The 24,143-nt window shown below is 63.9% G+C and carries 22 protein-coding genes; 12 read left to right on the top strand and 10 right to left on the bottom strand.

The features are described from left to right. Positions 1 to 90: 90 nt before the first annotated feature. Positions 91 to 1,119 (top strand): hypothetical protein, encoded by a 1,029-nt coding sequence (locus ACFQJC_RS01380; protein WP_390221456.1) that lies wholly within the window; start codon positions 91 to 93, stop codon positions 1,117 to 1,119. A gap of 26 nt (positions 1,120 to 1,145) precedes the next feature. Here ACFQJC_RS01380 and ACFQJC_RS01375 read toward each other — a convergent pair whose 3' ends face one another. The 5 genes from ACFQJC_RS01375 to ACFQJC_RS01355 all read right to left on the bottom strand — a co-directional run bounded on the left by ACFQJC_RS01375 (position 1,146) and on the right by ACFQJC_RS01355 (position 8,815). Further along, positions 1,146 to 2,258 (bottom strand): pyridoxal-phosphate-dependent aminotransferase family protein, encoded by a 1,113-nt coding sequence (locus ACFQJC_RS01375; RefSeq protein ID WP_390221455.1) that lies wholly within the window; start codon positions 2,256 to 2,258, stop codon positions 1,146 to 1,148. A 105-nt stretch (positions 2,259 to 2,363) separates the two neighbouring features. After that, complete coding sequence (locus ACFQJC_RS01370; protein WP_390221454.1) at positions 2,364 to 3,395, bottom strand: two-component system sensor histidine kinase NtrB; 1,032 nt, start codon at positions 3,393 to 3,395, stop codon at positions 2,364 to 2,366. Between the two features lie 319 nt (positions 3,396 to 3,714). Next, complete coding sequence (locus tag ACFQJC_RS01365; RefSeq protein ID WP_390221453.1) at positions 3,715 to 4,329, bottom strand: hypothetical protein; 615 nt, start codon at positions 4,327 to 4,329, stop codon at positions 3,715 to 3,717. Positions 4,330 to 4,526: 197 nt separating this feature from the next. After that, positions 4,527 to 5,915 carry an FAD-binding oxidoreductase gene (locus tag ACFQJC_RS01360; RefSeq protein ID WP_390221452.1) on the bottom strand — a complete coding sequence of 463 codons (1,389 nt, stop codon included), beginning with the start codon at positions 5,913 to 5,915 and terminating at the stop codon, positions 4,527 to 4,529. 179 nt (positions 5,916 to 6,094) lie between these two features. After that, positions 6,095 to 8,815, bottom strand: a complete 2,721-nt coding sequence (locus tag ACFQJC_RS01355) for a PEP/pyruvate-binding domain-containing protein (RefSeq protein WP_390221451.1) — start codon at positions 8,813 to 8,815, stop codon at positions 6,095 to 6,097. 106 nt (positions 8,816 to 8,921) lie between these two features. On the opposite strand from ACFQJC_RS01355, the gene ACFQJC_RS01350 reads away from it, so the two are divergent. Further along, positions 8,922 to 9,782 carry an alpha/beta fold hydrolase gene (locus tag ACFQJC_RS01350; protein WP_390221450.1) on the top strand — a complete coding sequence of 287 codons (861 nt, stop codon included), beginning with the start codon at positions 8,922 to 8,924 and terminating at the stop codon, positions 9,780 to 9,782. 84 nt (positions 9,783 to 9,866) lie between these two features. Beyond that, positions 9,867 to 11,288, top strand: a complete 1,422-nt coding sequence (locus tag ACFQJC_RS01345) for an FAD-binding oxidoreductase (RefSeq protein WP_390221449.1) — start codon at positions 9,867 to 9,869, stop codon at positions 11,286 to 11,288. A gap of 22 nt (positions 11,289 to 11,310) precedes the next feature. Here ACFQJC_RS01345 and ACFQJC_RS01340 read toward each other — a convergent pair whose 3' ends face one another. The 5 genes from ACFQJC_RS01340 to thiE all read right to left on the bottom strand — a co-directional run bounded on the left by ACFQJC_RS01340 (position 11,311) and on the right by thiE (position 15,242). After that, positions 11,311 to 11,976 carry an HAD family hydrolase gene (locus ACFQJC_RS01340; protein ID WP_390221448.1) on the bottom strand — a complete coding sequence of 222 codons (666 nt, stop codon included), beginning with the start codon at positions 11,974 to 11,976 and terminating at the stop codon, positions 11,311 to 11,313. Between the two features lie 75 nt (positions 11,977 to 12,051). After that, positions 12,052 to 12,843 carry an HpcH/HpaI aldolase family protein gene (locus ACFQJC_RS01335; RefSeq protein ID WP_390221447.1) on the bottom strand — a complete coding sequence of 264 codons (792 nt, stop codon included), beginning with the start codon at positions 12,841 to 12,843 and terminating at the stop codon, positions 12,052 to 12,054. A gap of 82 nt (positions 12,844 to 12,925) precedes the next feature. Next, positions 12,926 to 13,753, bottom strand: coding sequence for a bifunctional hydroxymethylpyrimidine kinase/phosphomethylpyrimidine kinase (gene thiD / locus ACFQJC_RS01330; protein ID WP_390221446.1), 828 nt, complete (start codon positions 13,751 to 13,753; stop codon positions 12,926 to 12,928). Next, the gene (thiM, locus tag ACFQJC_RS01325) at positions 13,753 to 14,601 is read right to left on the bottom strand and encodes a hydroxyethylthiazole kinase (RefSeq protein WP_390221445.1); all 849 of its coding nucleotides are present in this window, start codon (positions 14,599 to 14,601) and stop codon (positions 13,753 to 13,755) included. The genes thiD and thiM overlap by 1 nt, the downstream gene beginning before the upstream one ends. Then, positions 14,598 to 15,242, bottom strand: a complete 645-nt coding sequence (gene thiE, locus ACFQJC_RS01320) for a thiamine phosphate synthase (RefSeq protein WP_390221444.1) — start codon at positions 15,240 to 15,242, stop codon at positions 14,598 to 14,600. The genes thiM and thiE overlap by 4 nt, the downstream gene beginning before the upstream one ends. A gap of 154 nt (positions 15,243 to 15,396) precedes the next feature. Between thiE and ACFQJC_RS01315 the strand changes: the two genes are divergently transcribed. The 9 genes from ACFQJC_RS01315 (at position 15,397) to ACFQJC_RS01275 (ending at position 24,119) form a co-directional block, all read left to right on the top strand. Next, entirely contained in the window at positions 15,397 to 15,981 is a 585-nt protein-coding gene (locus ACFQJC_RS01315) for a flavodoxin domain-containing protein (protein ID WP_390221443.1), read from the top strand. Between the two features lie 92 nt (positions 15,982 to 16,073). Further along, positions 16,074 to 19,121 carry an FAD-binding and (Fe-S)-binding domain-containing protein gene (locus ACFQJC_RS01310; protein ID WP_390221442.1) on the top strand — a complete coding sequence of 1,016 codons (3,048 nt, stop codon included), beginning with the start codon at positions 16,074 to 16,076 and terminating at the stop codon, positions 19,119 to 19,121. A 131-nt stretch (positions 19,122 to 19,252) separates the two neighbouring features. After that, complete coding sequence (locus tag ACFQJC_RS01305; RefSeq protein ID WP_390222318.1) at positions 19,253 to 20,389, top strand: pyridoxal-phosphate-dependent aminotransferase family protein; 1,137 nt, start codon at positions 19,253 to 19,255, stop codon at positions 20,387 to 20,389. Between the two features lie 183 nt (positions 20,390 to 20,572). Further along, entirely contained in the window at positions 20,573 to 20,854 is a 282-nt protein-coding gene (locus tag ACFQJC_RS01300; protein WP_390221441.1) for a hypothetical protein, read from the top strand. 48 nt (positions 20,855 to 20,902) lie between these two features. Further along, complete coding sequence (locus tag ACFQJC_RS01295) at positions 20,903 to 21,496, top strand: hypothetical protein (protein ID WP_390221440.1); 594 nt, start codon at positions 20,903 to 20,905, stop codon at positions 21,494 to 21,496. A 153-nt stretch (positions 21,497 to 21,649) separates the two neighbouring features. Then, the gene (hisD, locus tag ACFQJC_RS01290) at positions 21,650 to 22,975 is read left to right on the top strand and encodes a histidinol dehydrogenase (protein ID WP_390221439.1); all 1,326 of its coding nucleotides are present in this window, start codon (positions 21,650 to 21,652) and stop codon (positions 22,973 to 22,975) included. A gap of 71 nt (positions 22,976 to 23,046) precedes the next feature. Then, the gene (locus ACFQJC_RS01285; RefSeq protein ID WP_390221438.1) at positions 23,047 to 23,406 is read left to right on the top strand and encodes a HesB/IscA family protein; all 360 of its coding nucleotides are present in this window, start codon (positions 23,047 to 23,049) and stop codon (positions 23,404 to 23,406) included. Between the two features lie 40 nt (positions 23,407 to 23,446). Continuing rightward, positions 23,447 to 23,695 carry a DUF5816 domain-containing protein gene (locus ACFQJC_RS01280; protein ID WP_390221437.1) on the top strand — a complete coding sequence of 83 codons (249 nt, stop codon included), beginning with the start codon at positions 23,447 to 23,449 and terminating at the stop codon, positions 23,693 to 23,695. An 82-nt stretch (positions 23,696 to 23,777) separates the two neighbouring features. Further along, the gene (locus ACFQJC_RS01275) at positions 23,778 to 24,119 is read left to right on the top strand and encodes a DUF7116 family protein (protein ID WP_390221436.1); all 342 of its coding nucleotides are present in this window, start codon (positions 23,778 to 23,780) and stop codon (positions 24,117 to 24,119) included. Positions 24,120 to 24,143: the final 24 nt, after the last annotated feature.

Raw genomic sequence — 24,143 nt, 5'->3', positions numbered from 1 at the left:
ATTATTCAGTAGTCTCGCTGGTCGAGGCTAATTTTCAAATTAGATTCTTTCGCAGATAGCTATAATTGCGGGACATTCATTTACCGGTCAATGTCAGAAAAGGAGATTTCGTGGACGCGGCGGTCCCTCCTGTCGGTCGTCGGAACGGGCGTGCTCGCCGGATGTTCGGGCCAGAGTTCCGAGTCCACTCCCGCATCGACCACGCGAGCGACGACAGAGACGCCGCCGACGGCGGAATCGACGACCACAGTGACCCCCGAACCGACCGCAGAGCCGACGACGACCGAGACGGATACCCCGGAACCGACGCCCGAGGACCCGGCGTACGACGTGCCGACACTCGAACTCGTCGAACCGCCCGAGGACTTCCAACCGATGTTCGACAAGTCGATGGTCGTCTTCGGCGTTCGTCTCGTCGGCACCGAACGAGTCTCGGAAGCAAAACTCCGTCACGCTGGCGCGGTCATGGCAGAATATCTCGACAACGACGAGGACGGCGTTCCCGACAACCCCGCCGTCGTGGACGAACTCGTCGCTCAGGAGGCGACGCTCATCGTCCCCTACGACGAGCGGGAGTTAGAGGAGGCGTTCGACTTCCTCTCGACGCGACTGCCGCCGTCCCGCGCGGAGTCGGTCCAGGACCTCCACGCCGTCGAAATCCACCCGGAAGGACTCCCCCACTCTACCTCGGGCGACCGATTCGATGCGACGCTCGAAGAGGTGCTGCACCTCGTCACCCACGTCGGCTTTTCGTCAGTCTATCCCGACGTGTTCGGCGAGCAGTCGGGGTCCGAAATCGCCGACGCGATGGACATTGCTCGTGGTGGTCACTTCGAAGACGTACCGAACAGCTATCCCGACGAGGCGTGGTACACCTACGACGACGACACCTGCGACTACGGCTGTCAGATCACGGAGTACACCTACTGGGCGGGCACGTCGGCGATGGGCGCACAAGCAGTCGGAAGTCGCCCCGCCGAGATTGACCACGAGTGGCGACTGGCGACGAGCGAAGCCGTCGAAACGCAGGACACCGCTGTCTTCGAAATCCTGTCGAATCCGGAGTACGGCTTCCCGCTCGAACTTCCCGATGGGTCCTACGCGCCGGCCGAAGCGTGACCGAGCAGAAAAAATTCGAGGCGCGCTTACAATCCAGCCACGTCTTCGATAGCGTCGGTGAGTTCCTTGATTGAGTCCACGTCGTGTTCGCCCATGTGGCCGATGCGGAACGTCTTCTCGCCGAGGACGGAGCCATAGCCGTTGGAGAAGGCCATGTCGTACTCCTCGTTGACCTGCTTGATGGTTCCGGCGACGTCGATGCCTTGCGTGTTCTCGATACAGGCGACCGTCTGTGACTCGTAGCCCTCCTCGGGGAACATCTCGAAGTACTGCGAGGCCCAGTCGCGGGTGTACTCGGCCATCTCGGCGTGGCGGTCACTCCGCCCTTCGTGGCCTTCTTCGAGCATGTACTTCATCTGCTTGCGGTAGGCCAGCATGACCGGAATCGCCGGCGTGGAGTGCGTCTGCCCTTTGCGGTCGTAGTAGTCGAACGCGCGCTGGAACCCGCCGTACCACGACGCGGAGTCCTTCGAAACTTCGCGGTCGTACGCGTCCTCGCTGACGACACAGACGGCGAGCCCCGGTGGCATGGCGAACGCCTTCTGCGTCGAGGCGAAGATGACGTCGATGTTGTGCTCGTCGATATCGACGTAATCGCCGCCCAGTGCGGAGACGGCGTCCACGACGAAGTACGTGTCCGGATATTCGGCGACGACGTCGCCAATCTCCTCGATTGGGTTGCGGACGCCCGTCGAACTCTCGTTCATCACGCAGGAGACCACGTCGTAGTGTTTGTCGCTCGATTCGAGCGCTTCGCGCACGTCTTCGGGTTTGACGGCCTGTCCCCACTCGTATTCGAGTCTATCGACGTTCTTGCCCAGTCGCTCGGCGACGTTGGCGTGACGCTCGCTGAAACTCCCACACGTCGTACAGAGGATGTTCTCGTCTACGAGGTTGAGTGTGGAGGCTTCCCAGAACTCCGTGCCCGACGCCGTGAGCACCATCAGTTTGTGGTCGGTCCCGAGGAACTCCTTTGTGTCCTCGACGATAGTCGTATAGAGGTCGGTCATCCGGTCCATGCGGTGACCGAACATCGGTTGGGCCATCTCCTCGATGACGTCGTCGCGCACCTCGGTCGGGCCGGGAATATACAGTTTCTTCCGGGGATAGTCGTCTTTGTATTCGCGTTTCTTTGTCACAGAAACCACCTACGTACGGTGTTCTGTGTCGCGCGGTGGCATGGTACTTTTGATTCCGTCACTCCTCACCACGGGACCTGTCTCGTCGCCGTCGTCCAGCGAACCTCACTCGATGAATTCGACACCAGTTATCTCGAAGCGTGCTCCACCGCCGTCGCTCTCGGTGAGGTGAATCTCCCACCCGTGATTCGAGACGATTTCGGAGACGATGCTCAGACCGAATCCCGTCCCGTTGGCCGACGTCGAATGGCCGGGTTCGAACACCTGTTCGCGCTGGTCGAAGGGGACGCCCGGACCGTCGTCTCCGACGTAAAAGCCGTCGTCGGTGGTGCCGACGGTGACGGTCACGCTGTCGTCACCGTTGCCGCCGTCCGAGACCGCTTGCTCCGTCCTGCCGTGTTCCAGCGCGTTTCGAAAGAGGTTCTCGAAGAGTTGGTCGAGGCGTCTCGGGTCTGCGTGAATCGCGCTGTCTACGCCGACGTCTAACGTCGCACCCCCGGAGTTGAGGTTCGACCACGCCGTCGTCGCGCGGTCGGCGAGTTCGACGGTTTGGGTCTCCATCGCCGTCGTCCCTTCACGAGCGAGCAAGAGCAAGTCGTCGATGAGCGTCTCCATCCGTTCGTGTGCTCGTGCGACGATTTCGAGGTGGTCGTTGTCGCTCACCTCTCGCGCCAGTTCGAGTCGTCCTTGGGCGACGTTGAGCGGGTTTCGAAGGTCGTGTGAGACGATGCTGGAGAACCGTTCGAGGCGCTCGTTCTGGAGTTCGAGTTCCTGCTGTCGTGTCTTTCGCTCGGTGATGTCCCGGACGACCGCGAGAACCCGTTTTTCACCCGTGATGGTCGTCTCGCGGAGGTGAACTTCGACCGGGAGTACGTCGCCCGACTTCGTCATCGTCTCCCACTCGAAGCTCTGTGTTCCGTCCAACGCCGCCTTTCGGACCAGGTCCTCGGCTTCTTGGGCCGTGTACTGCCCGTCTTTTGGATGTATCTCGGCGAAGTTCAGTTCGAGAAGCTCTTCGCGGCGGTAGCCGAGCATCTGACAGAACTGCTCGTTCGTATCGACGATTGCCCCAGTCGTCGGCTCGTGGATGACGACGCCGTCTGGGATTTTTTCGAATATTTCGTGGTATTCAGGCATTCTCCGAGGGGATGAACACGTCATCGTTGGTCGGACATCGACACTGGCACAGCCTCAGCAACCGTCCCGGTGACGAGTCATATGTCGATAGCAGTGTGGTCAACGCAGGATGTGTTAGGTATTTCGCCAATTAGTTCGGAACGTATGGACAATAGATAGACACCTCGCGCCGTATTCGTGTATTCTCTCTGGCGGCGTCCACGAGACCGCTGACGAGAACGATGAAGCCGGAGAGCGAACGGGGGGTAGATGACGCTGATACCGTTCGGTTGCCACCCACGCTGTCGAACCCGAGAGCGAAACGGCGTCGAAAGCTGTCTCAGGCCGAGAGACGCCGGTCGAACAACCGACTCAGGGCGTAGAAGACGACCGCCAACGTGCTCGTGGCGAGACCGACACCGAGGACGGACACCGGCATCGCCGTCGGCGCGAACGGGTTCTCGCCGCCCAGCGAGAGGAACATCGACATCGCTGCGTCACCGCCGAGTCCGAGGAGGAAGATACCGACGACGATACCGACGGCGAGCGCGCCCGTGACGAGGCTGACGACCGAGGCGGCGTCTTCGATATCGAGCAGTTTGCAGGCCTCGCGTTCGGTCAAGCCGTCGGGTGCCGTGACGCGGCGATAGCCCACGTACGTCAGTGCGAGCGCGGACACGGAGACGACGCCGACGCCGAACGCACCGAGCAGGAGAATCTTCGGCGTCGCCAGGAGGAGGTCGTCGCTCGAAAAGAGTTGCTGGGTCGATGTCGGCAACGTCATCGTCAGCGGCACGACGAGCGCCAACGTGGAGAAGATCATGCTCTGCCAGACGAGTTTTCGTGAGAGGGGCTGTTTGAAGAGCGCATACCGCCCGACGCGGAGGCGTTCGTAGGGAGAGTCGCCGAGGATAGCCGCAGCAATCGGGTCTTCGTAGGGTTTGTCGCCGTTCATGCTCGATTGGTCCTTGGTCCGTAATCGTACAATAAAACGTAGTCGGTTGCAATATATGCCCATTAATACTAGAAGTCAATCAAATTTGAATATCGTTCGGGCGTGAAAGATAGCTTAATAGGAAATTATCAGTCGCCCAACAGCGTCTCACGACCACCGTACTCGCGTGGAAAAATTCATCGACCAGAACTCCCCTCTCACGTCGAGGGCGTGACGTTCTGGTTGACGTGGAAGAAGTTATCCGGGTCGTACTTCGATTTGACCTCCTGCAAGCGGTCGTAGTTGTCGCCGTAAGTCGCTTGGATTCTCTCGGCACCCTCCTCCATCATGAAGTTGACGTACGCCGCACCTTCCGTGTGCGGGTGGACCGCGTCATAGTAGTCTTTGGTCCACTGCGTTATCTCGTCGGCTTTCGATGGGTCGGAATCGACGCCGACGATGACCATCGACCAGTTCGCGTCGCGTTCGGCCCACGCGGTCTCGTCCGGGTCAACGTCGTGGACGGCCCCGTCGATTGGGTAGAGGTGGGCCGTCGATTGCGGCGTCGGAACCTCGGCGAAGCGCTCGTGTGCTTCGATTGCCTCGTCCGTGATTTCACGGACGAAGTCGCCTTTCCAATACCACTGGTCGCCTTCCGGATACAGCGCGTCGAACATGCTCTGGAGTGCCGGATACGGCATCTCGCCGACGTGTTCGAACAGCGGTTCTGCCGCTTCGCGGGCCTGTTGCAACGCTTCGTCGGCCGCCTCCTGCGAGCCGAGGTGACACCACATCAAGCCACACACCTTTTCGCCGTGAATCTCCGGCGGGAACGGGTCGCCCGGAACCTCTGCGATGAGGTAGAACGCGTAGACGTCTTCCGGGGCCTGCGGTAACCACTCGTTGTACCACCGCATCGTCGGTTCGAGTTGGTCGATGGGCCAGAACATCGGGCCGGCGATGACGTTCTCGACCGGGTGCAGGTCGAACTCGAAGGAGGTGACGACGCCGAAGTTGCCGCCGCCGCCGCGAATCGCCCAGAAGAGGTCCGAATTCTCGTCTTCGTTCGCGTGGACGAGTTGACCGTCTGCCAACACCACGTCCGCGCTCCGAAGGTTGTCGATGGTCAGTCCGTACTTCCGACTCAGATAGCCGTGTCCGCCGCCGAGGGTGAGTCCGCCGACGCCCGTCGTCGAGATGACGCCGCTCACCGTCGCCAGTCCGAAGGCGTGTGTCGCGTGGTCCACGTCGCCCCACGTGCACCCGGGTTCGACGCGGACGGTCCGCGCGTCGGCATCCACCTGAATGCCTTTCATCTCCGAGAGGTCGATGACGAGGCCGTCTTCGACCAGCGAGAGACCGGGACCGTTGTGACCGCCACTGCGAATCGCCGTATCGAGTTGTTGCTCCCGGCCGAAGTTGACCGCGGCAATCACGTCCGCAACGTCGGTACATCGGGCGATAAAGCGCGGCCGCGTGTCTATCATCGCGTTGTAAATCGTCCGCGCCTCGTCGTAGGCGGGGTCGTCCGGTTGGATGAGTTCGCCTCTCAGTTGCTGCTGTAGTTGTTCGATTGCTCCACTGTCGTCGCCTGCTGCTGTTGCCATAGCCTGTGACTCCACTTTCTCCGCGTTCTGTCGCACTCTGCGCACTACCTGCGTGTGATACCTCGCGGTACAGGATTAGTTGAGATACGCACTGTCAGATGTTAGCTATTGACGCACGTGCCACAACTCCCGACGTTCACGAATCGGTGTACTGCCTCTCGAAGCGTCGATAGACCCGTTCACGTGCTGTCGAGCAGTTCGACCGTTCCACGTGTCCCATCGATGCGAATTCGTTCGCCGGAGTGAATCGACGCGGTAGCACCGGAGACGGCGGCGACGGCCGGGATGCCGTACTCTCGGGCGACGAGCGCACCGTGGGTCATTCGCCCGCCGACCTCCATGACCAACCCCGCGGCATTCAAGAACAGCGGCGTCCATCCGGGGTCGGTCGATGGCGCGACGAGAATCTCGCCCGGGTTGAGTGTCTCCCCCGCCGGGTCGCGGACGACGCGTGCCACGCCTTCGACGACGCCCGCCGAGACGGGTGTCCCCGTGAGCGTGTTCTCTGGTACGTCTGCGACACTCGCGCCCATCGGTGTCTCGCCCTCACTCGTGAGCAACGCTGGCGGCGTCAACGACGCGTGACGGGCGTGCCTTCTGCGACGAGCGTCGATATCGGCCGTCGGAGCAGTCCCCGACTCCAGCGCGGCGAGCAGTTCGTCTTTCCGGAGGTACCACACGTCGGTAGGGGAGTCGAGAATGCCCGCGTCTGCGAGCTCCTCGCCCGCATCTGCGAGCGTCTCGTGGATGGCCGCGAACAGGTGCGCGACGCCGTGTTTCGGGTACTCCCGGAACGGAATCGCACCCCGATACGTTCGAATCAATCGCCGAACGAGCGCCGCCTTGAATGGACCGAGTCGGCCGCGTCCGGTGCGTGCTTCGAGCCTCGTGCTCGCCGCCGCCGCATCGCGTTCCAATCGCTCGAAGTGGTCGCGGTGTGTCCCCGACTCGGTCCGTTCGAGGTTGCTCCGAACGGTTCGAAGCAACGTCGCCGGGTCGTCGTTCCAGCGGGGGCGACTGAGGTCGATTTCACCGCTCCCACGGTGACCGAAGTCGGCGAGGAAGTCGTCCAGCGCGCGGGTGAATTCCGGGCCGCCCGCAACCGATTCGAGTTCGGCGAGCGAGGCGTCGTTTCTGAGGGCGTCTCGGACCCCCGGCGACGCGCGGGCGAGGTCGGCGATGTCGCCGAGACGCTGGTTCATCTGCGTGACGAGCTCGGTGTCGAATCCCTTCCCAATCTCGTCGATGTCGGCGTCTGCGTCGGGGACGAGACGAACGAGGAGTCTCCGTGCGACCACGGCGGCAATCAGTTGCGACCCGATTCGAGCGAGCGGGCCGACGAGAACCATCGAGAAATCGAGGTCGTCGAACACGACGCGAACGCGCTCGGAAGTCGTCGCGGGTTCGCGGACAGTCGTTGCGAACTCGCGTCCCCAGTTCTCGACCCACCGTCGTTCGGTCTTCGGGTCCGTGGGACCGGCGAGGAACGTTTTCGTCCCCCGTCTCACGAATCCGCCTATCGCCGCTCGAACGTCCTGTGGCGCGCGTCGAACCGCGCCGAGAATCGTGCGAGCATCCGCGACTCGGCCGCGTTCGGGAAACGCGTCGGGCCGGTCTTCGAGAAGTTCGCGCAGTCCGTCGGCGGCGGGTTCGCTCACCGACGCGACTCGGCCGGGCAGGACTCGGCGAAGCGTCCCGATTCGGAGAAGCGGCGTGAGGTCGGCGTAGAGTCTACTTCCCGCTTCGACCGCCCAGCGTGGGTCTCCCTCGTTCTGTCCGTCTCCCTCGCTTTGTCCGTCTCCCTCGTTCTGTCGGAACGCGTCCGCATCGCCCTCCATGAACCCAATCCAGAAATCGAGGACGAGCGGCGGCAACGCCTCGGGCATCGCCTGCACGTGTCCGAAGCTCAGGTAGGCGTGGAGTCGTCCGTCGTCCGGCACCGGCGACGGAAGCGGATACAGCGACGTAATCGGCCGCGCCTGCAAGAGCACGAACTCATCTTCCACGAGTGCCCACTCGATGTCTTGCGGTCGTTCGAGCAGCGTTTCGACACGTTCGCCGAGCGCGACGAGACGGCGGAGTTGTGCGTCCGAGAGCGCCCGCGACGCTCGATCCTCGGCCGACAGGAGAACCAAATCGGTCCCGCCGTGTGGACCCTGCACCTGTCGGAGCACGCGCTGTTTCTCGCCGATTTCGTAGTCGAGAACCTCGCCGGTTCGGCGGTCGATTCGGGCGTTGTCGGGCGACACATCGCCGGCGACGACCGTATCGCCGAGACCGAAGTTGGCATCGACCGAGGCGACGTGGCGGTTTCCGGAGACCGGGTCGGCGGTGAAGAGCACGCCCGCAACGTCCGCATCGACCATCTCCTGAATCACGACGGCCATCGCTACCTCGGCGTTCGAAATGCCGTTTCGAAGCCGGTACGTCACGGCGCGCTCGGTGAACAGACTCGCAACGCAGTCGCGGACGCGTTCGACCAACTCGGCTTTCCCGACGCCGAGGTACGTCTCGTGTTGGCCCGCGAACGACGCCGTCGGAAGGTCCTCGGCAGTCGCACTCGACCGGACCGCGTAGGTCGTCTGGTCGTCGCCGACGGAAGCCGTGATTTCTTCTCGGAGGGTTGGTGGAAGTGACTGCGCTTCGAAAGTCGCTCTGAGTTCGGCGCTCTGTCGTGCGACTTCCTCTGTGTCGTCCGGTTCCAGTTCGTCCAGCGACGCGAGTGCGGTCTGGATTTCGGGGTCGTCCGCGAGTGCTCGGTAAGCGTCGGTCGTCACGCACCACCCCGACCGGACCGGCAGGTCGGCGGTGACCAACCGAGCGAGGTTCGCTCCCTTCCCGCCAGTTCGCTCGGCTGCTTCCGCCGCCGTCTCCGTCAACGAGAGGACAAACTGAGCCATCACAGACACTCCCGTAATCGTACGCGACGGGGCACGATAGCCGTTCTCCGTCGGTGTTCGAACGCTTCCGAGATAGGCTCAAATCGGAGCGTCGCGTAGAAGGAGCATGCCATCCGTTCAGACCGCCGACACCACCACCTACTACGTCGAGGCGGGGAGCGGGCATCCAATCGTATTCGTCCACGGCGCGATTCTCGACCACCGCCAGTGGGACGTCCAGCGACACGCCCTGGCAGACGACTATCGGACGCTCGCCTACGACGTTCGCGGCCACGGCCGAACCGGCCGCTCGGTCCGTCGGCGATACTCTATCGACACGTTCGTCGCCGACCTCGACGCGTTCATCACGGGTCTCGACCTCGACCGGCCGGTCCTCTGTGGCCTCTCGATGGGCGGGTGTATCGCCCAAGCGTACGCCGCAACGTACCCCGACCGAATCTCCGGGTTGGTGCTCGTCGATACGTTCACGCCCGAACTGTTCGACCGGCGCGAGTGGTTCCAGCGGTCGCTCTTGTTGCGGGCGACGATTCTTCCCGTCCGACTCGTCGGCTACGAGCGAGTCGAGAAGGTGATGGTGTGGCTCCAAGAGCGAATCGAAGGGCGGCGAGCAGGCGGCGACTACGAGAACGTCGAGGCGCTCCGACGCGACGGTCCGAAGATGGACACCGAGGAGTTCGCCAAGGTCATCCGTGCCCTCGCGTCGTTCCACGAGGTTCCGATTTCCCTCTCGGCGATTACCGTCCCGACGCTCGTCCTCTACGGCGAACACGAACTGGCGTTCGTCAAACGCCACGCCGAGAAGTTGGGACGCGAACTGCCCGACGTCGTCGTCCAAGAGGTCCCGGACGCGGGCCACGCCTCGAACCTCGACAACCCCGAGTTCGTCACCGCGCAACTCCGACACTTCGTGGCGGAACGTGTGGCCGAAAATTCGACGGTGGACGGAACACGACCACGAGAGATGTGATTTGAGTGGTGTCGTTCGCAGGGGTGTGACTGTCCGACCGAGTCTGCATACTAGCCTATTCGCACCTCTCACGAACTGTATGACATGTCATCGGAGAGTGATAGACCCAGCGAAAGACGCGGTGGACTGTTCGCAGACGACCTCTCGAACTTCATCGACGGGTTCCACGGCGACGTGATTCTCCCGTCTGACCACCGGTACGACGAGGCGCGAACGATTTGGAACGGGATGATAGACAAGTCACCGGCGATTATCGCACGCTGCGCCGGAACTGCAGATGTCGTTGACGCCATCACGTTCGCCCACAATCACGACTTGCGGGTCGCCGTCCGCGGGGGCGGCCACAACGTCTCCGGAAGCGCCATCTGCGACGACGGTTTCGTCATCGACCTCTCGGAGATGAACGCCGTGTTCGTCGATGCGGACGAAAAGCGGGCGCGAGCACAGGGCGGCGCGACGATTGGCGACGTGGACAGAGAGACGCAACTGTTCGGTCTCGCCACTGCGCTGGGCGTCGTCTCCGCGACGGGCATCGCCGGTCTCACGCTCAACGGCGGCGTCGGCCACCTCCGGCGGAAGTACGGTCTCTCGATGGACAACCTCGCCGCGGCCGAAGTCGTCACCGCGGACGGCACCGTCAGGACGGCGAGCCCGACCGAGCACCCCGACCTCTTCTGGGCGATTCGCGGCGGCGGCGGCAACTTCGGCGTCGTCACCTCCTTCGAGTACGAACTCCACGACGTGGGTCCCGAAGTGAACGCCCTGTTCGTCCTCCATCCGGGTGACGAAGCGACGACCGCCCTGCGTGCCTTCCGCGACTACACGGAGTCTGCGTCACGAGACGGGAGCGTGCTGGCGTTCTCCCTCCTCGTCCCCGAGATGGAGGAGTTCCCGGAGGAGGCGTGGGGTGAGCCTGCCGTCGCGTTCCTCGGGTGCTACGACGGGTCCCGAACCGATGCCGAAGACGAGTTCCGCGCCTTGCGCGAGACGACGACGCCCATCGCCGACCTCAGCGGGCCGATGCGGTACACCGAACTCCAGTCGATGCTCGACGAGGACTACCCCGACGGCTTGCGTTACTACTGGAAAGCGACCTACGTGCAGGACCTCTCGGACGACATCGTCGAACTCGTCGAGCGCTACGGCTACGACAGTCCGTCGTCGCTCTCGACGGTCGATATCTGGCACCTCGGCGGCGCAATCAGCGACGTCGCACCCGACGAAACCGCGTTCTGGCACCGGAACAGCGAGTTCATGGTGACCTTCGAAGCCAACTGGGAGGACCCGGCGATGGACGACGAGAACGTCGCGTGGGTCCGCGACGGCATCACCGAACTCCGCGGCATGGCGGGGACGACGGGTGCCTACGGTAACTTCCCCGGATTCGGCGAAGACCCGTCACAGACGATGTTCGGCGGTAACTACGACCGGTTGGCGGAGATTAAAGCGAAATACGACCCCGACAACCTGTTCCGACTGAACCAGAACGTCGCGCCCGCGGAGTGAGTCGTTACGTCACCAGTTCAGGCTACGTCACCAGTTCAGAGATGCTTTCGAGCGTCTCGATTTCGTGCGTCGGCGTCACCGAGCACTCCACCGCCGGAAGCGAGTCGCGGCGGATGAGCGCCGAATCCAACCCGGCGCGATGGGCGGCGAGCACGTCGCTCTCTTTGTCGCCGACGTAGAGCGCTGAACTCGCGTCGAGGTCGGCCATCGCCCGCTCGATGTAGTGCGGGTTCGGTTTCATCAACCGCAAACTCTCGACCGTCCGCGGACGACCGAAGTGCGTCTCGAACAGCGGTGCCATCTCGAAGAAGTCGAGTTTGAACTCGATAATCGCGTGGTGGTTGTTGCTCACGACGCCGCAGGGCAGTCGAACGTCGGCGAGCGACGACACGTCGTCGTATCTGGTCCGAGTACCCGCACGAAACGCCTCGATTTGCGACTGCTCGTCGTAGCGCTCGCGGGTCTCCCAGAATTCTGTGGGGTCGATGTCGTAGCCCGCACAGAGTTCTGCGAGACTGTCAGCGTCGAGGGATTCGTCGTCAACCACGGCGTCGATGTGCGGCTGCGCCACGTCCCCGACACCCATCGAGCGGAACGTCCGGCGAGTCGCATCGGCCATCGGTTCGTAGGTCGGTGGCTCGACGAGCACGCCGTCGCTGTCGAACAGCACCGCGTCGTATTCGGTCACAGTTTCGTATCGGTGGATGCGTGTTTGACGATTTCGGCGTCTGGACGGATGTCCGTCGCACTGACGTCCGTCGAACTATCGTTCGCCCTCGTAGGCGTCGAACCACTCTTCGACGACGCCCTTTATCGCGCCGGTCGTACTCCCGAGATTGAGCATCTGGTAGCCGTCTCGCGCTTTTTCGTTCACGTCGTCCATGCCGAAGCCGAGCCCGCCGAGGGGAACGCCCGCATCGACTGCCGCGTATCGAATCTGCTCTATCGCCTCTTCGACTTCCGGGTGGTCCAACTCGCCGGGGTGGCCGAGCGAGACCGAGAGGTCGAACGGGCCGGCGAAGACGAACCCGAGTTCGGGAATCGAGAGGATTTCGTCCAACTCGACGAGCGAAGCGGGGGTCTCGATGGTCGCGCCGACGAGAATCGTGTCGTCTTCGTGTGCGACGTAGTCGTCTCCGAGTCCCCAGCGACTCGCTCGCGGCGAGGCGAGACCGCGATTTCCGGGGCCTGCGTCGAACTCGTATCGCGCGGATTTCACCGCCGCTTCGACTTCGGCGGCCGTCTCGACGCGCGGGAGGAACACGTTGCGGACGCCGAGGTCCAGCAACTTTCGGACCGTCTGGGGTTCGGTCGTCGGCAGCCGAACCAGTAACTCGGTGTCGGTTCGCTCGGCGGCGCGAAGGAGGTTCTCGATGGTCGGCCCGTCCCACGGACTCGGCCCGCCGTGTTCGAGGTCGAGCCAGATGAAATCCATCCCGAGGTCGCCGTAGAACTCCACGAGCGTCGGCGAGTAGGTGTTGTCGAGGACGCCCAGTGCGACGCCGCCGTCTTCGAACGTCGCTTTGAGTCGGTTGACCGGTTGGTGTGCTGTCATGGTGGCTGTACGACACGTAGTGCGAAAAAAGAGTGGTACAGACGTGATGAAGGGCCTGAACGTCCGTTGGAGGAGAGTGTCGTCAGTCGCGGGACCAACTACCGAGTCCGGCGAGGTGGTTGATACTGCCGGGTCCGCGGCCGACGTCGGCGGGTGACGCGAGCGCCGTGTGCGTGAAGTCGATACCCTGTTCGACCGCATCGGAGAGGGATTCGCCGCGGGCGAGACCGGCCGCGATGGCACTGGAGAGCGTGCACCCAGAGCCGTGGGTGATGTCGGAGTCGATACGGGTGTGGACGAACTCCGTCGTCGTCTCTGGGGTGACGAGCGTATCGACGACCGTCTCGTCGTCGGGTGCGACATGGCCGCCTTTGAGGAGCACCGCGTCGGTCCCACGCTCGAAGAACCACTCGGCGGCCTCCTGACTCGCGGCGGGCGAGTCTGGGACGGTTCCCGTCAGCACGTCGGTCTCGTCGGCGTTCGGCGTGACGAGCGTCGCCTGCGCGAAGAGGTCGTCGTAGGCATCCACCGCCGCAGATTCGAGCAGTTCGTCGCCCGAGGTTGCGACCATCACGGGGTCCACGACGAGTGGGCCGTCGTAGTCGGCGAGCACGTCCGCGACCGTCTCGACGACCGCTGTGGTCGCCAACATGCCGAGTTTCACGGCTCCGATATCGAAGTCCTCGAACACCGCGTCGCACTGGGCGCGAATCGACTCGGTGGGGAAGACGTGGACGTCGCTGACGCCCTGGGTGTTCTGCGCCGTCGCCGAGACGATGACCGACCCCGCGTAGACGCCGAACCGCGTCATCGTCTTGATATCGGCCTGAATCCCCGCGCCGCCGCCGGAGTCGCTGGAGGCGATAGTGAGCGCGTAGGGCGGGCGTTGCGGGTCGGGCGCGAGCGTCATCAGTGCACCTCGATTCGTGCGAGTCGCTCGCTGAGCGTCGGAATCGACGCATCGACACCCGCCGGGAGCGACCCGCCGGCGAGACCAGCGACCGCGTCGAGGAACGCGATTTTGTAGCTCGCGGGGCCGTTGTAGTCGCCGAATGCGCCCTCCGCGGCGAGTTCACCGGCGACGCCGTAGGCGGCCGTTCCGACGAGCGCCGCTTCGAGCGGGTCGTCCATCGCGGCGGCGAACGTTGCGAGCGTGACGCCCTGCATACAGCCGGTGCCGACGACGGTTCCCATCATCTCGTGACCCGTGTGGACCTCGTAGGCGACCGAGTCGGTGGCGACGATGTCCGTCTCCCCGGAGGCGACGACGACGGCGCCCGTCTTCCGCGCGCAGGCGATGGCCGTCGAGGCGATATCGGCGTACTCGCCGACCGATTCGACGCCTTTGACCTCGGCGTCTTCGCCCGCGATGGCGCTTATCTCGCCGTAGTTGCCGTTCAGGATGTCAACGTCGAGTTCGGTGACGAGGCGGTCGGCGACGCGCGAGCGAGTCGGCGTCGCGCCGACGCCCACAGGGTCCACGACGAGCGGGACGCCGTGTTCGTTCGCGGCCTCGCCGGCGGTGAGCATCGTCGCTTCACCCGTCTCGCTGACGGTGCCCATGTTGAGCAGACACCCGCTGGCGATGGAGACCATGTCTGCGACTTCGCGCTCGTCGTCGGACATGACCGGCAACGCGCCCCAGTGGAGCGTGATGTTCGCCACGTCGTTGACGGTCACGTTGTTCGTGATGGAGTTGACGAGCGGTTTGGTCTCGGCGACCGCCGAAAGCCCGCCCTCGAAGTCGAAGTCGTTCATTGGGCGACCCTCCCCTGAGAGACCGCCGTCGCAAGTCGCCTCGTCGCGTCTGTCGGGTCTTCGGCGGCCGTGATGGCCGAGATGACCGCCACGCCGTCGGCCCCGGCGGCGACGACATCCGCCGCGTTGTCGGGTGTGATGCCGCCGATACCGACGATGGGAATCGAGACGGTCTCGGCGATTTCTCTGACTCGGTCGAGACCGATTTCGGACTGCTCGGCTTTCGTGTCCTTGGAGTCGGTTGCGAACACCGCGCCGACGCCGAGGTAGTCCGCGCCGGCGTCTTCGGCTTCTTTCGCCCCGGCGACGGTGGAGACGGAACGCCCGACGAGCGCGTCTGCTGGGAGTTGCTCGCGCGCGACGTGAATCGGCAGGTCGTCGTCGCCGAGGTGGACACCGTCGGCATCGACGGCGACGGCGATATCGACGCGGTCGTTGACGACGAACAGCACGTCTTCGTCGGCAGTGAGTTCGCGGATAGTCTGGCCGAGTTCGTAGCGCGTCCGTGCGCTGGCGTGCTTCTCGCGGAGTTGAATCACGTCGATGCCGCCGCGCAGGGCCGCTTCGACGACTTCGACGGTCGGTCGCTCTCCCGAGAGGTCCGACTGGGTGACGAGGTACGTGTTCAATGTGGTATTCATGAGTTGTATTCTCTGGTGATTTTTCACGGGGCGACAATAGTTCCACCGCTTATGCTCGCCTCGAACAGGTAGGCAAATTAGTCGTTCTTGGAGGCTGAGAGCCTCCTACCCCGGTTATGCCCGACGCGCACGAATGGGGTGGTGGTGACAGACCATGGCGTCATTCCTCATCGGGTACAAGAGTCGTGAAGGACAGACCGCGAAAGTCGCCGACAGGGTCGCGTCGGCGCTCGAACAGCGAGGCCACGAGGTGCGGACGATATCGGTGACCGAATGGTCGAGCGCGGATTCGATAGCGGACTACGACGCCGTCCTCCTCGGCGACTCGATTCACTTGGGACGGCACGCGAAGCAGATGATTCGCTTCGTGCGCGACCACCGTGACGAACTCGCCGTCAGGCCCAACGGGTTCTTCCAAGTCTCGCTCTCGGCGGCCGACCCAGACGACGAAGACGGACAGACCGAGACGGTGACCTACATCCACGAGTTCGTCGAGAAGACGGGGTGGGAACCCGACCAAATCGGCGTCTTCGGCGGCGCACTCCGCTACTCGAAGTACGGGTTCATCACTCGCTACGTGATGAAACGCATCGCACGAAACAATCTCGGAATCACCGACACGTCGCGGGACCACGAGTTCACCGACTGGGACGAAGTCGAGACGTTCGCCCTCGATTTCGCCGTCCTCGTCGAGTCTCAAGTCGGCGGAGAGGGCGAGACAGGAGAGTCGGCGGCCTGAGTTTCATCGCCGACTCCCTTCATCGGGTGACGGTACACTCGGCGTGAGGGTCACACGCACATTTTTGCCGACGTGCACTATTTATCATTATGATGATTGGTGAACGTGATTGGAGCGATTTCCAGACGTTTCAACAGAGCCGTGACTACGAGGTCGCGGACGTTGAGGCGTACACAGACCTCGCACGCGAGTTGCGCGCGGCGGTCGCCGGCGAGGTGCGGTTCGACGAGTACGCGCAGGTGTTGTACGCGACCGACGGGTCGATTTACCGTGCGCGACCGGCGGGCGTGGTGATTCCGCGCGACATCTCGGACGTACAGGAGACGGTGAAACTCGCGGCGAAACACGACGTGCCGGTGCTCCCCCGAGGAGCGGGGTCGTCGCTCGCGGGACAGGCCGTCGGTCCCGGCTGCGTCGTCCTCGACTTCTCGAAGTACATGAACGACATCCTCGAGTTCGACCCCGAGGGGCGTCGCGTGACGGTCCAACCCGGCGTCGTCCAGGACCACCTCGACGACTACCTCTCGTCCGAAGGGCTGAAGTTCGCGCCCGACCCGGCCTCCGCGAATCGGGCGACCATCGGCGGCGGCATCGGCAACAACTCCACCGGCGCGCACTCGGTCAGATATGGAATCACCGACGCCTACACCGAGGAGTTACGGGTCGTCCTCGCCGACGGCTCGATGATTCACACCCGCGACGTAGTGCTCGACAGCGACGAGTGGGACGCGATAGTCGAGAAAGACGACCGGGAGGCGCACCTCTACAGAACCGTCCGCGGACTGGTCGAAGACAACGCCGAGGAGATAGAGCGCCAGTATCCGAAGCTCAAGCGCTCGGTGTCTGGCTACAACCTCCACAAGGTCGTCTTCGAGCGCGACGGCGAGCAGGTCATCAACCTCTCGAAACTCCTCGTCGGGTCCGAGGGGACGCTGGGCGTCGTCGTCGAAGCCACCCTCTCGCTCGTGACGGTTCCCGAGGAGTCGGCGCTCGTCCTCTTCGCCTTCGACGACCTCATCGACGCCATGGTCGCCGTGCCCGACGCCCTCGACTTCGGCGCGAGCGCGGTCGAACTCATGGACGACGAGGTGTTCAGGATGGCCCGCGAGTCCAGCGAGTACGCCCAGTACGCCGAGCAGATTCCCGCCGGAACGGCCGCGACGTTGATGCTCGAATTCGACTCGGAACTCCACGACGACTTCGAGGCGGCAATCGGTGCGGCCTCCGAGCACTTCCTCCGCGACGGCGACACGGAAGAGCGAGGCAAGGCGTTCGCCTCTATCGAAGCCTACGACCCGGCCGACCAGGCCGACCTCTGGAAGTTGCGGAAGGCGGCGATTCCGCTGTTGATGTCGCTCGAAGGCGACCCGAAACCCTACCCGTTCATCGAGGACGCGAGCGTGCCGCCGGAGGAACTCGCCGAGTACGTTCAGGCGTTCGAAGACGTGCTCGAAGACCACGGCACGTCGGCGGCGTACTTCGCGCACGCCGGGTCCGGCACGCTCCACATCCGCCCGATACTCAACCTCAAACAGGGCCAGGGAATCGAGACGATGCACTCGATTACCGATGCGATTACGGACCTCGTGTTGGAGCACCACGGGTCGTTCTCGGGCGAACACGGAGACGGACTCGCCCGAACCGAGTGGAACCCCAAGATGTACGGCCCGGACCTCTGGGCGGCGTTCAAAGAAGTCAAATCTGCGTTCGACCCCGACTGGCGCATGAATCCGGGGAAAGTCGTCTTCCCCGACGACGACCCGGCCGACATGCGCGAGAACCTCCGCTACGGACCGGCCTACAGCTCTCTCGAACCGACGACGACGCTCGATTTCGAGGACGACGGCGGTTTTTCGCACCTCGTCGAACTCTGCAACGGCTGTGGGACCTGTCGCCAAACCGGGTCGGGGACGATGTGCCCGACCTACCGCGCCTCCCGCGACGAGGCCGAGACGACCCGCGGGCGGGCGAACATGCTTCGAGCGGCCATCAGCGGCGACTTGCCGGAAGACGAACTCTACTCCGAGCGGTTCCAGAGCGAGATTCTCGACCTCTGTGTCGGCTGTAAGGGCTGTAAGAACGACTGTCCGACCGGGGTTGACCTCGCCAAGCTGAAAGCCGAGGTGAAACATCAGTACCACGAGCGCGAAGGACTGACCCTTCGGGACCGACTCTTCGCCAACATCGACACCGCGGCCCGCGTCGGGAGCTTGCTCGCGCCCATCTCGAACGTGGCGAGCGAGATTCCCGGTGCACGGGACGTGATGAAACGGTTCGCCGGCATCGCGCCAGAACGCGAACTGCCGCGATTCACTCGGCACAGCCTGACTCGGTGGATGGACGACCGCACGCCGACGGTCTCAGAAGAGAGCGCGACCCAGCGTGTCCTCCTGTTCCCCGATACCTACACCAACTACGTCACCCCGGAAATCGGGAAGGCGGCGGTTCGCGTGCTCGAAGCCGCGGGCGTCCGCGTCGAACTCGCAACCGGAATCAAACCGAGCGGTCGGGCGGCCTACTCGATGGGGATGCTCGACGTCGCCCGAGAGCGCGCCGAACACAACGTCTCGGTGCTCGCGCCGCGGGTCGAAGACGGGTGGTCGGTCGTCTGTCTCGAACCCGCCGACGCGGTGATGTTCCAAGACGAGTACGGCGACCTGCTCTCGGGAACGGACGTCGCACGGGTCGGCGCGTCCGTCTACGAGGTGATGGAGTTCCTCGACGTGCACCGAATCGACGAGTCCCTGCCGCTTCGAATCGGAGAGCGAGCGGAGGGCGAGACGGGCGCGCAACCGGCGATGGTCGATGGCGGCACGCTCGAATCGCTCACCTACCACGGCCACTGCAACCAGAAGGCGCTGAACAGGGACCACCACGCCGTCGGCGTGCTCCGGCGCGTCGGTTACGAGGTTGACCCGCTGGATTCGGGGTGCTGTGGCATGGCCGGCAGCTTCGGTTACGAGGAAGAACACTACGACCTCTCGAAAGCAATCGGGCGCATCCTGTTCGACCAAGTCGCGGCGAGTCCGGGCGACACCGTCGTCGCACCCGGCGCGTCGTGTCGGACGCAACTCGGCGACCACAGCGGACAGCGCCCGCCACATCCAATCGAGAAAGTGGCCGAGGCACTCGCCGGGTAGGTCTACCGCTCGCATCACCGAACGTGATTTTCTCCAATCATACTGTTTTTACACGTTCGGGTGGCATGTGACGACAGACCATGACTGACGCTCCATCAGTCGGCGAACTGGCACCACCGACGCGAACGCTGATGGGTCCCGGCCCGAGCGACGTACACCCCCGCGTGTTGCGGGCGATGTCAACGCCGCTGGTCGGTCACCTCGACCCTTCCTTTATCGACATCATGGACGACGTGCAGGAGTTGCTTCGCTACACCTTCCGCACGGACAACCAGTGGACGATTCCCGTCTCGGGAACTGGTTCTGCGTCGATGGAGGCCGCAATCGCCAACCTCGTCGAACCGGGCGATACGATGCTCGTTCCGACGAACGGCTACTTCGGCGACCGAATGGCGTCGATGGCCGAGCGCGCCGGCGGCGACGTCGTCTACGTCGATGCGCCGTGGGGCGAACCGCTCGACCCCGTAGACGTTCAGGACGCGTTCGACCAGTACCAACCCGACGTGTTCGGCTTCGTCCACGCCGAAACCTCGACGGGCGTCAAACAACCCGACGTACCGCAACTGACCGAAATCGCCCACAGCCACGACGCCTACGTCGTCGCCGACTGTGTGACCTCGTTGGGCGGCGTCGAACTCGAAGTTGACAAGTGGGATATCGACGTGGCGTACTCCGGCCCGCAGAAGTGTCTCTCCTGCCCGCCGGGTGCGAGTCCGCTCACGCTCAACGACCGCGCGATGGACAAGGTGCTCTCCCGCGAGGAGGACCCGCGCTCGTGGTATCTCGACCTCTCGTTGCTCGAAGGCTACTGGGGCGACGAGCGCGCCTACCACCACACCGCGCCGATTACGAACGTCTACGCGATTCGTGAGGCGCTTCGTCTCGTCGCCGAGGAAGGCATCGAAGAACGCTGGGACCGCCACCTGCGCGTCGCCAACGGCCTCAAAGCGGGCGTCGAAGCGATGGGTCTCGGACTGAACCCCGAAGACGACTACTGGCTGCCGAGTCTCAACGCCGTGCTCGTCCCCGACGGGGTCGATGCGGGCGCGGCAATCGGCTACGTCCTCGACAACTACGACCTCGAAATCGCCGGCGGTCTCGGTGCTCTCGACGGCGACATCTTCCGTATCGGCTGTATGGGCCACTCCGCACAGGAGAAGAACGTCGCGTTCCTCATGAGCGCGCTCGGTGAGGCACTCGAAGCACAGGGTGCCGACATCGACGTGGAGGCCGGGTTCGCGGCGATGCGCGAGCAGTTCGCCGAGTAAGCCGTCACTCCGGATTTTCGTTTTCCAGCCGACGAGCGCGCCGGTTCGACCTGTAATCAGCAGGTAACCGCCGTCAATTGGCGTTAATTCGGCTGAATGGTCGGGAAAACCGGGCCAAATCGAGCCGACGGTTTCACCCATTCATGTGGGTGGCGTCGTGAGGTGTGACCGGAGCGAATCACGATGAAGCTACACACAATCGTCGGCGTCGCACTCGCCGTCCTCGTTGCGACTGCAGGTGTCGCCGCCGCCACGCCCGGCGCGAACGCACAAGACTCGAACAGCGACGACGCAGCCAAGCAGGGACCGCCGAGCGAGTTACCCGACCCGGTCCCGGAGTTCGTGTCGTCGATTCACGACGCGGTGAGCGACTTCCTCGACGGCGCGCTCGACGGGTCGCTCGGTGACGCCGTGAACGACGTGACGGGTTCGTCTCAGTCGCCTCCCACGTCGGCAGATAGGTAAGCAAATCGGCCACAAACACCACATACCCAAACAGGCATCTTCCGAATCATGAGACGCGTATTTCTCGTTTCGGCCGCGGTGTTCGTCCTCGTCGTCGCTGGCGTCGGGGCGAGTTTCGTCGCGGGCGTCGGCCCGTTCGCCACCGGGGCGAGCGCCGACGGCCAGTCAGCCGACGACTTCCCCACACAGACCGCCGCAGCGAGCGGCGGTTCGGGCGGGAGCAGTACTGGCGGTGACGCCGGGACCAACAGTAGCAGCGACGGAAGCACGGACGGCGGGACGAACTCGGAGTCTACCCCACCGTATCGCTTCAGTATCAAGCAAATCGAAGAGTGCGGCCAGACCTGCCGCGACGTGACGAGTTCGGTCACGAACCGGCAGGACGAGAAGGCGACTGGCGTCACCGTCTACAGCCGAATCTTCGTCGGCAACAGCACCGACCCGGACGACGTCGTCTGGCGAGGGAGCGAAGACGTCGGCTCGCTGTCGGCCGGCGAGTCCTACTCGACGACGAAACGAGTCGAACTCAGCTACTCGGAGGCGTTCGCCGTCCAACAGGCCGGTGGCTGGATTACGGTCCAGACGACCATCGAGACGGACGACCAGACGCTGACGTACAAAGAGCGTCGAGACGTCACCTGAACCGCGTCGAGTTCCGGTCGGCGATTCGAGACGAACGAGTTCGACACTCTCCCCGGTTTCGAGCGTCTCGGGACGAACGTATCGAACGCGCTCTCGCTCGCGTGGGACGGCCGCATCCGCAACGACTTTTCGCGCCCACTTCGAATGCCGGGTATGAACATTGAAGTCCGGGAACTGGCCGACCTCGGTCCCGACGCTCGCCGCGCCTTCTTCGAGCGAGACGCCGGCATCTCCGAGATTCGGTCCGACGTGCGCGACATCGTCGAGCGCGTCCGACGCGAGGGTGACGTGGCGATTCGGGAGTACTCTCGGGAGTTCGACGGCGTCGAAGTCGGCAACATCGACGTGACCGACGCCGCCGAACGCGCCTACGACGACATCGACGACGAGATGCGCGAGGCCATCGAGACGGCCGCCGCCAACATCCGCGAGTTCCACGAGCGACAGGTGCCCGAAGACTGGCGCGACGATTTCGGTGGTGACGCGAGCGGGGCGAACGTTACGTCGGGAGAAGGCTCTCCCGGAAGGCGCGAGTTAGGCCGCCGCTACCGGCCCCTCGACCGCGTCGGTGCCTACGTCCCCGGCGGGACCGCGGCCTACCCATCGAGCGCCCTCATGGCCGTCGTCCCAGCGAAGGTCGCCGGCGTCGAGCACGTCGCCGTCGCAACGCCGCCAGCCGACGAGATGAACCCCGTCACGCTCGCCGCGCTCCACGTCGCGGGCGCCGACGCCATCTACTCGGTCGGCGGCGCGCAGGCCATCTCCGCGCTCGCCTACGGCACCGAGACGGTCAACGCCGTCCAGAAGGTCGTCGGCCCGGGCAACAAGTGGGTCACCGCCGCGAAGGCCGAAGTCCGCGGCGACGTGGACATCGACTTCCTCGCCGGTCCCTCGGAGGTTCTCGTCGTCGCCGACGACACCGCCGACGCGCGATTCGTCGCCGCCGACCTCGTGGCACAGGCCGAACACGACCCGAACAGTTCCGTCGTCGCCGTCACCGACGACGCCGACCTCGCGGACGCCATCGTCGCCGAAGTCGAACGGCAGGCGGGCGAACGCGAGCGCACCGAGACCATCGAATCGGCGCTCGAAAACGACGCCTCGGGCGTCCTGCTCGCGCGCTCGATGTCCGAAGCCGTCCTCTTCGCCGAGGAGTACGCCGCAGAGCACCTGTCCATCCAAGCAGAAGACGACGAGGCGCTGCTCGACCGCATCGACTCGGCGGGCAGCGTCTTCCTCGGGCCGTACACGCCCGTCGCCGCCGGAGACTACGCGTCGGGGACGAACCACGTCCTCCCGACCGACGGCGGCGCGAAGCGACAGGGCGGTCTCTCGGTGGACCACTTCCTCCGCCCTACGACGGTCCAGCGACTGGACGAGGACGCCCTCTCTGCGCTCGAACCGACGATTACGACGCTCGCTGAGGCGGAGGGGTTGGACGCCCACGCACAGAGCGTCCGCGAGCGATTCGACGAGTAAGCGACACGAAGTAGCGGCATTTTCTTCGGACCAGCGCCACAGTTAACCCTTCGCACAGATTAGGATGGGTCATGAGTACTGAGCCAGCGACCGGCTCATCGCCGGTCACGGTTACGCCCGAGGCCGCCGACCAAGCGGTCTCCCTCCTCGAAAGTGAGTCGATGGACACGGACATCGCCGGCCTTCGACTGTTCGTCCAGCAAGGCGGCTGTGCAGGGTTGTCCTACGGGATGCGCTTCGACAACGAACCGGAAGAGGACGACGCCGTCGTCGAGATGCACGGCCTGCGCGTCTTCGTGGACCCCGCGAGTATGAACTACATCGGTGGTTCGACACTCGACTACGAAGGCGGCCTGCAAGGCGCTGGCTTCCACGTCGAAAACCCGAAGGCGACGAGCCAATGCGGGTGCGGCGAATCCTTCCGGACGTAGGGACATATTTCTTAAGCCCCCCGCTGTCGAACCAAGGGGTATGCCAGAACTCACGACTGCGACCGTTTCGAGTGGGAAGACCGTCTTCGTCGCAACCGACGAACCCCGAATCGGGTCGAAAGGACCGTTCTACATCGTCTATGCGAGCGAAGACGCCGAGAACCGCTGGGGCTACAAGTGTAGCAACTGCGGGTCGTTCGACACGGCGATGGACACGATGGGCCGCATCGAGTGCAACGGGTGCGGCAACGTCCGCAAGCCCGAAGAGTGGGACGCTGCGCACGAGTAGCTGGAATCTTCGAGCCACGTAATCGAATGGTATGGTATACCGTGGCAATATTTATGCTGACAGCCGTGTTACATCGACTCGCATGGCCCAGGCTTCGATGCCTCCGGTTCAGGAGGCTCGGTCGATATTCGGCCAACTCGGATACGTCGTTTCGGGTAACGGCGCTGAGATGGTGGCCGAGCGCAAATGGCGGACCGTACAGATAACTGCACTTCGGTCCAGTGACGCGACAGAGTGCCGACCGGTACTTGCGGATGGGGGAAACAACGCAGGTCACCAGCTCCGGTGCTTCGTCACGTGGGACGACCAGATGCAGGCACTTCGGGAACGACTCTCGGGGATCGACCTCCCGTACGAGTGGGCCATTATCGGAGTGTCGGACGACGGGTCCGACTATAACGTCGTCCAAGGAACGCACGCGTAAGTCGGCGACGACGCCGAAACGTTT

This window comes from Haloferax namakaokahaiae, from assembly GCF_042663225.1.
Taxonomy (GTDB): Archaea; Halobacteriota; Halobacteria; order Halobacteriales; family Haloferacaceae; genus Haloferax; species Haloferax namakaokahaiae.
Note: the sequence above shows the minus strand (reverse complement) of the source record. Positions and strands in the feature narration are given on the sequence as shown.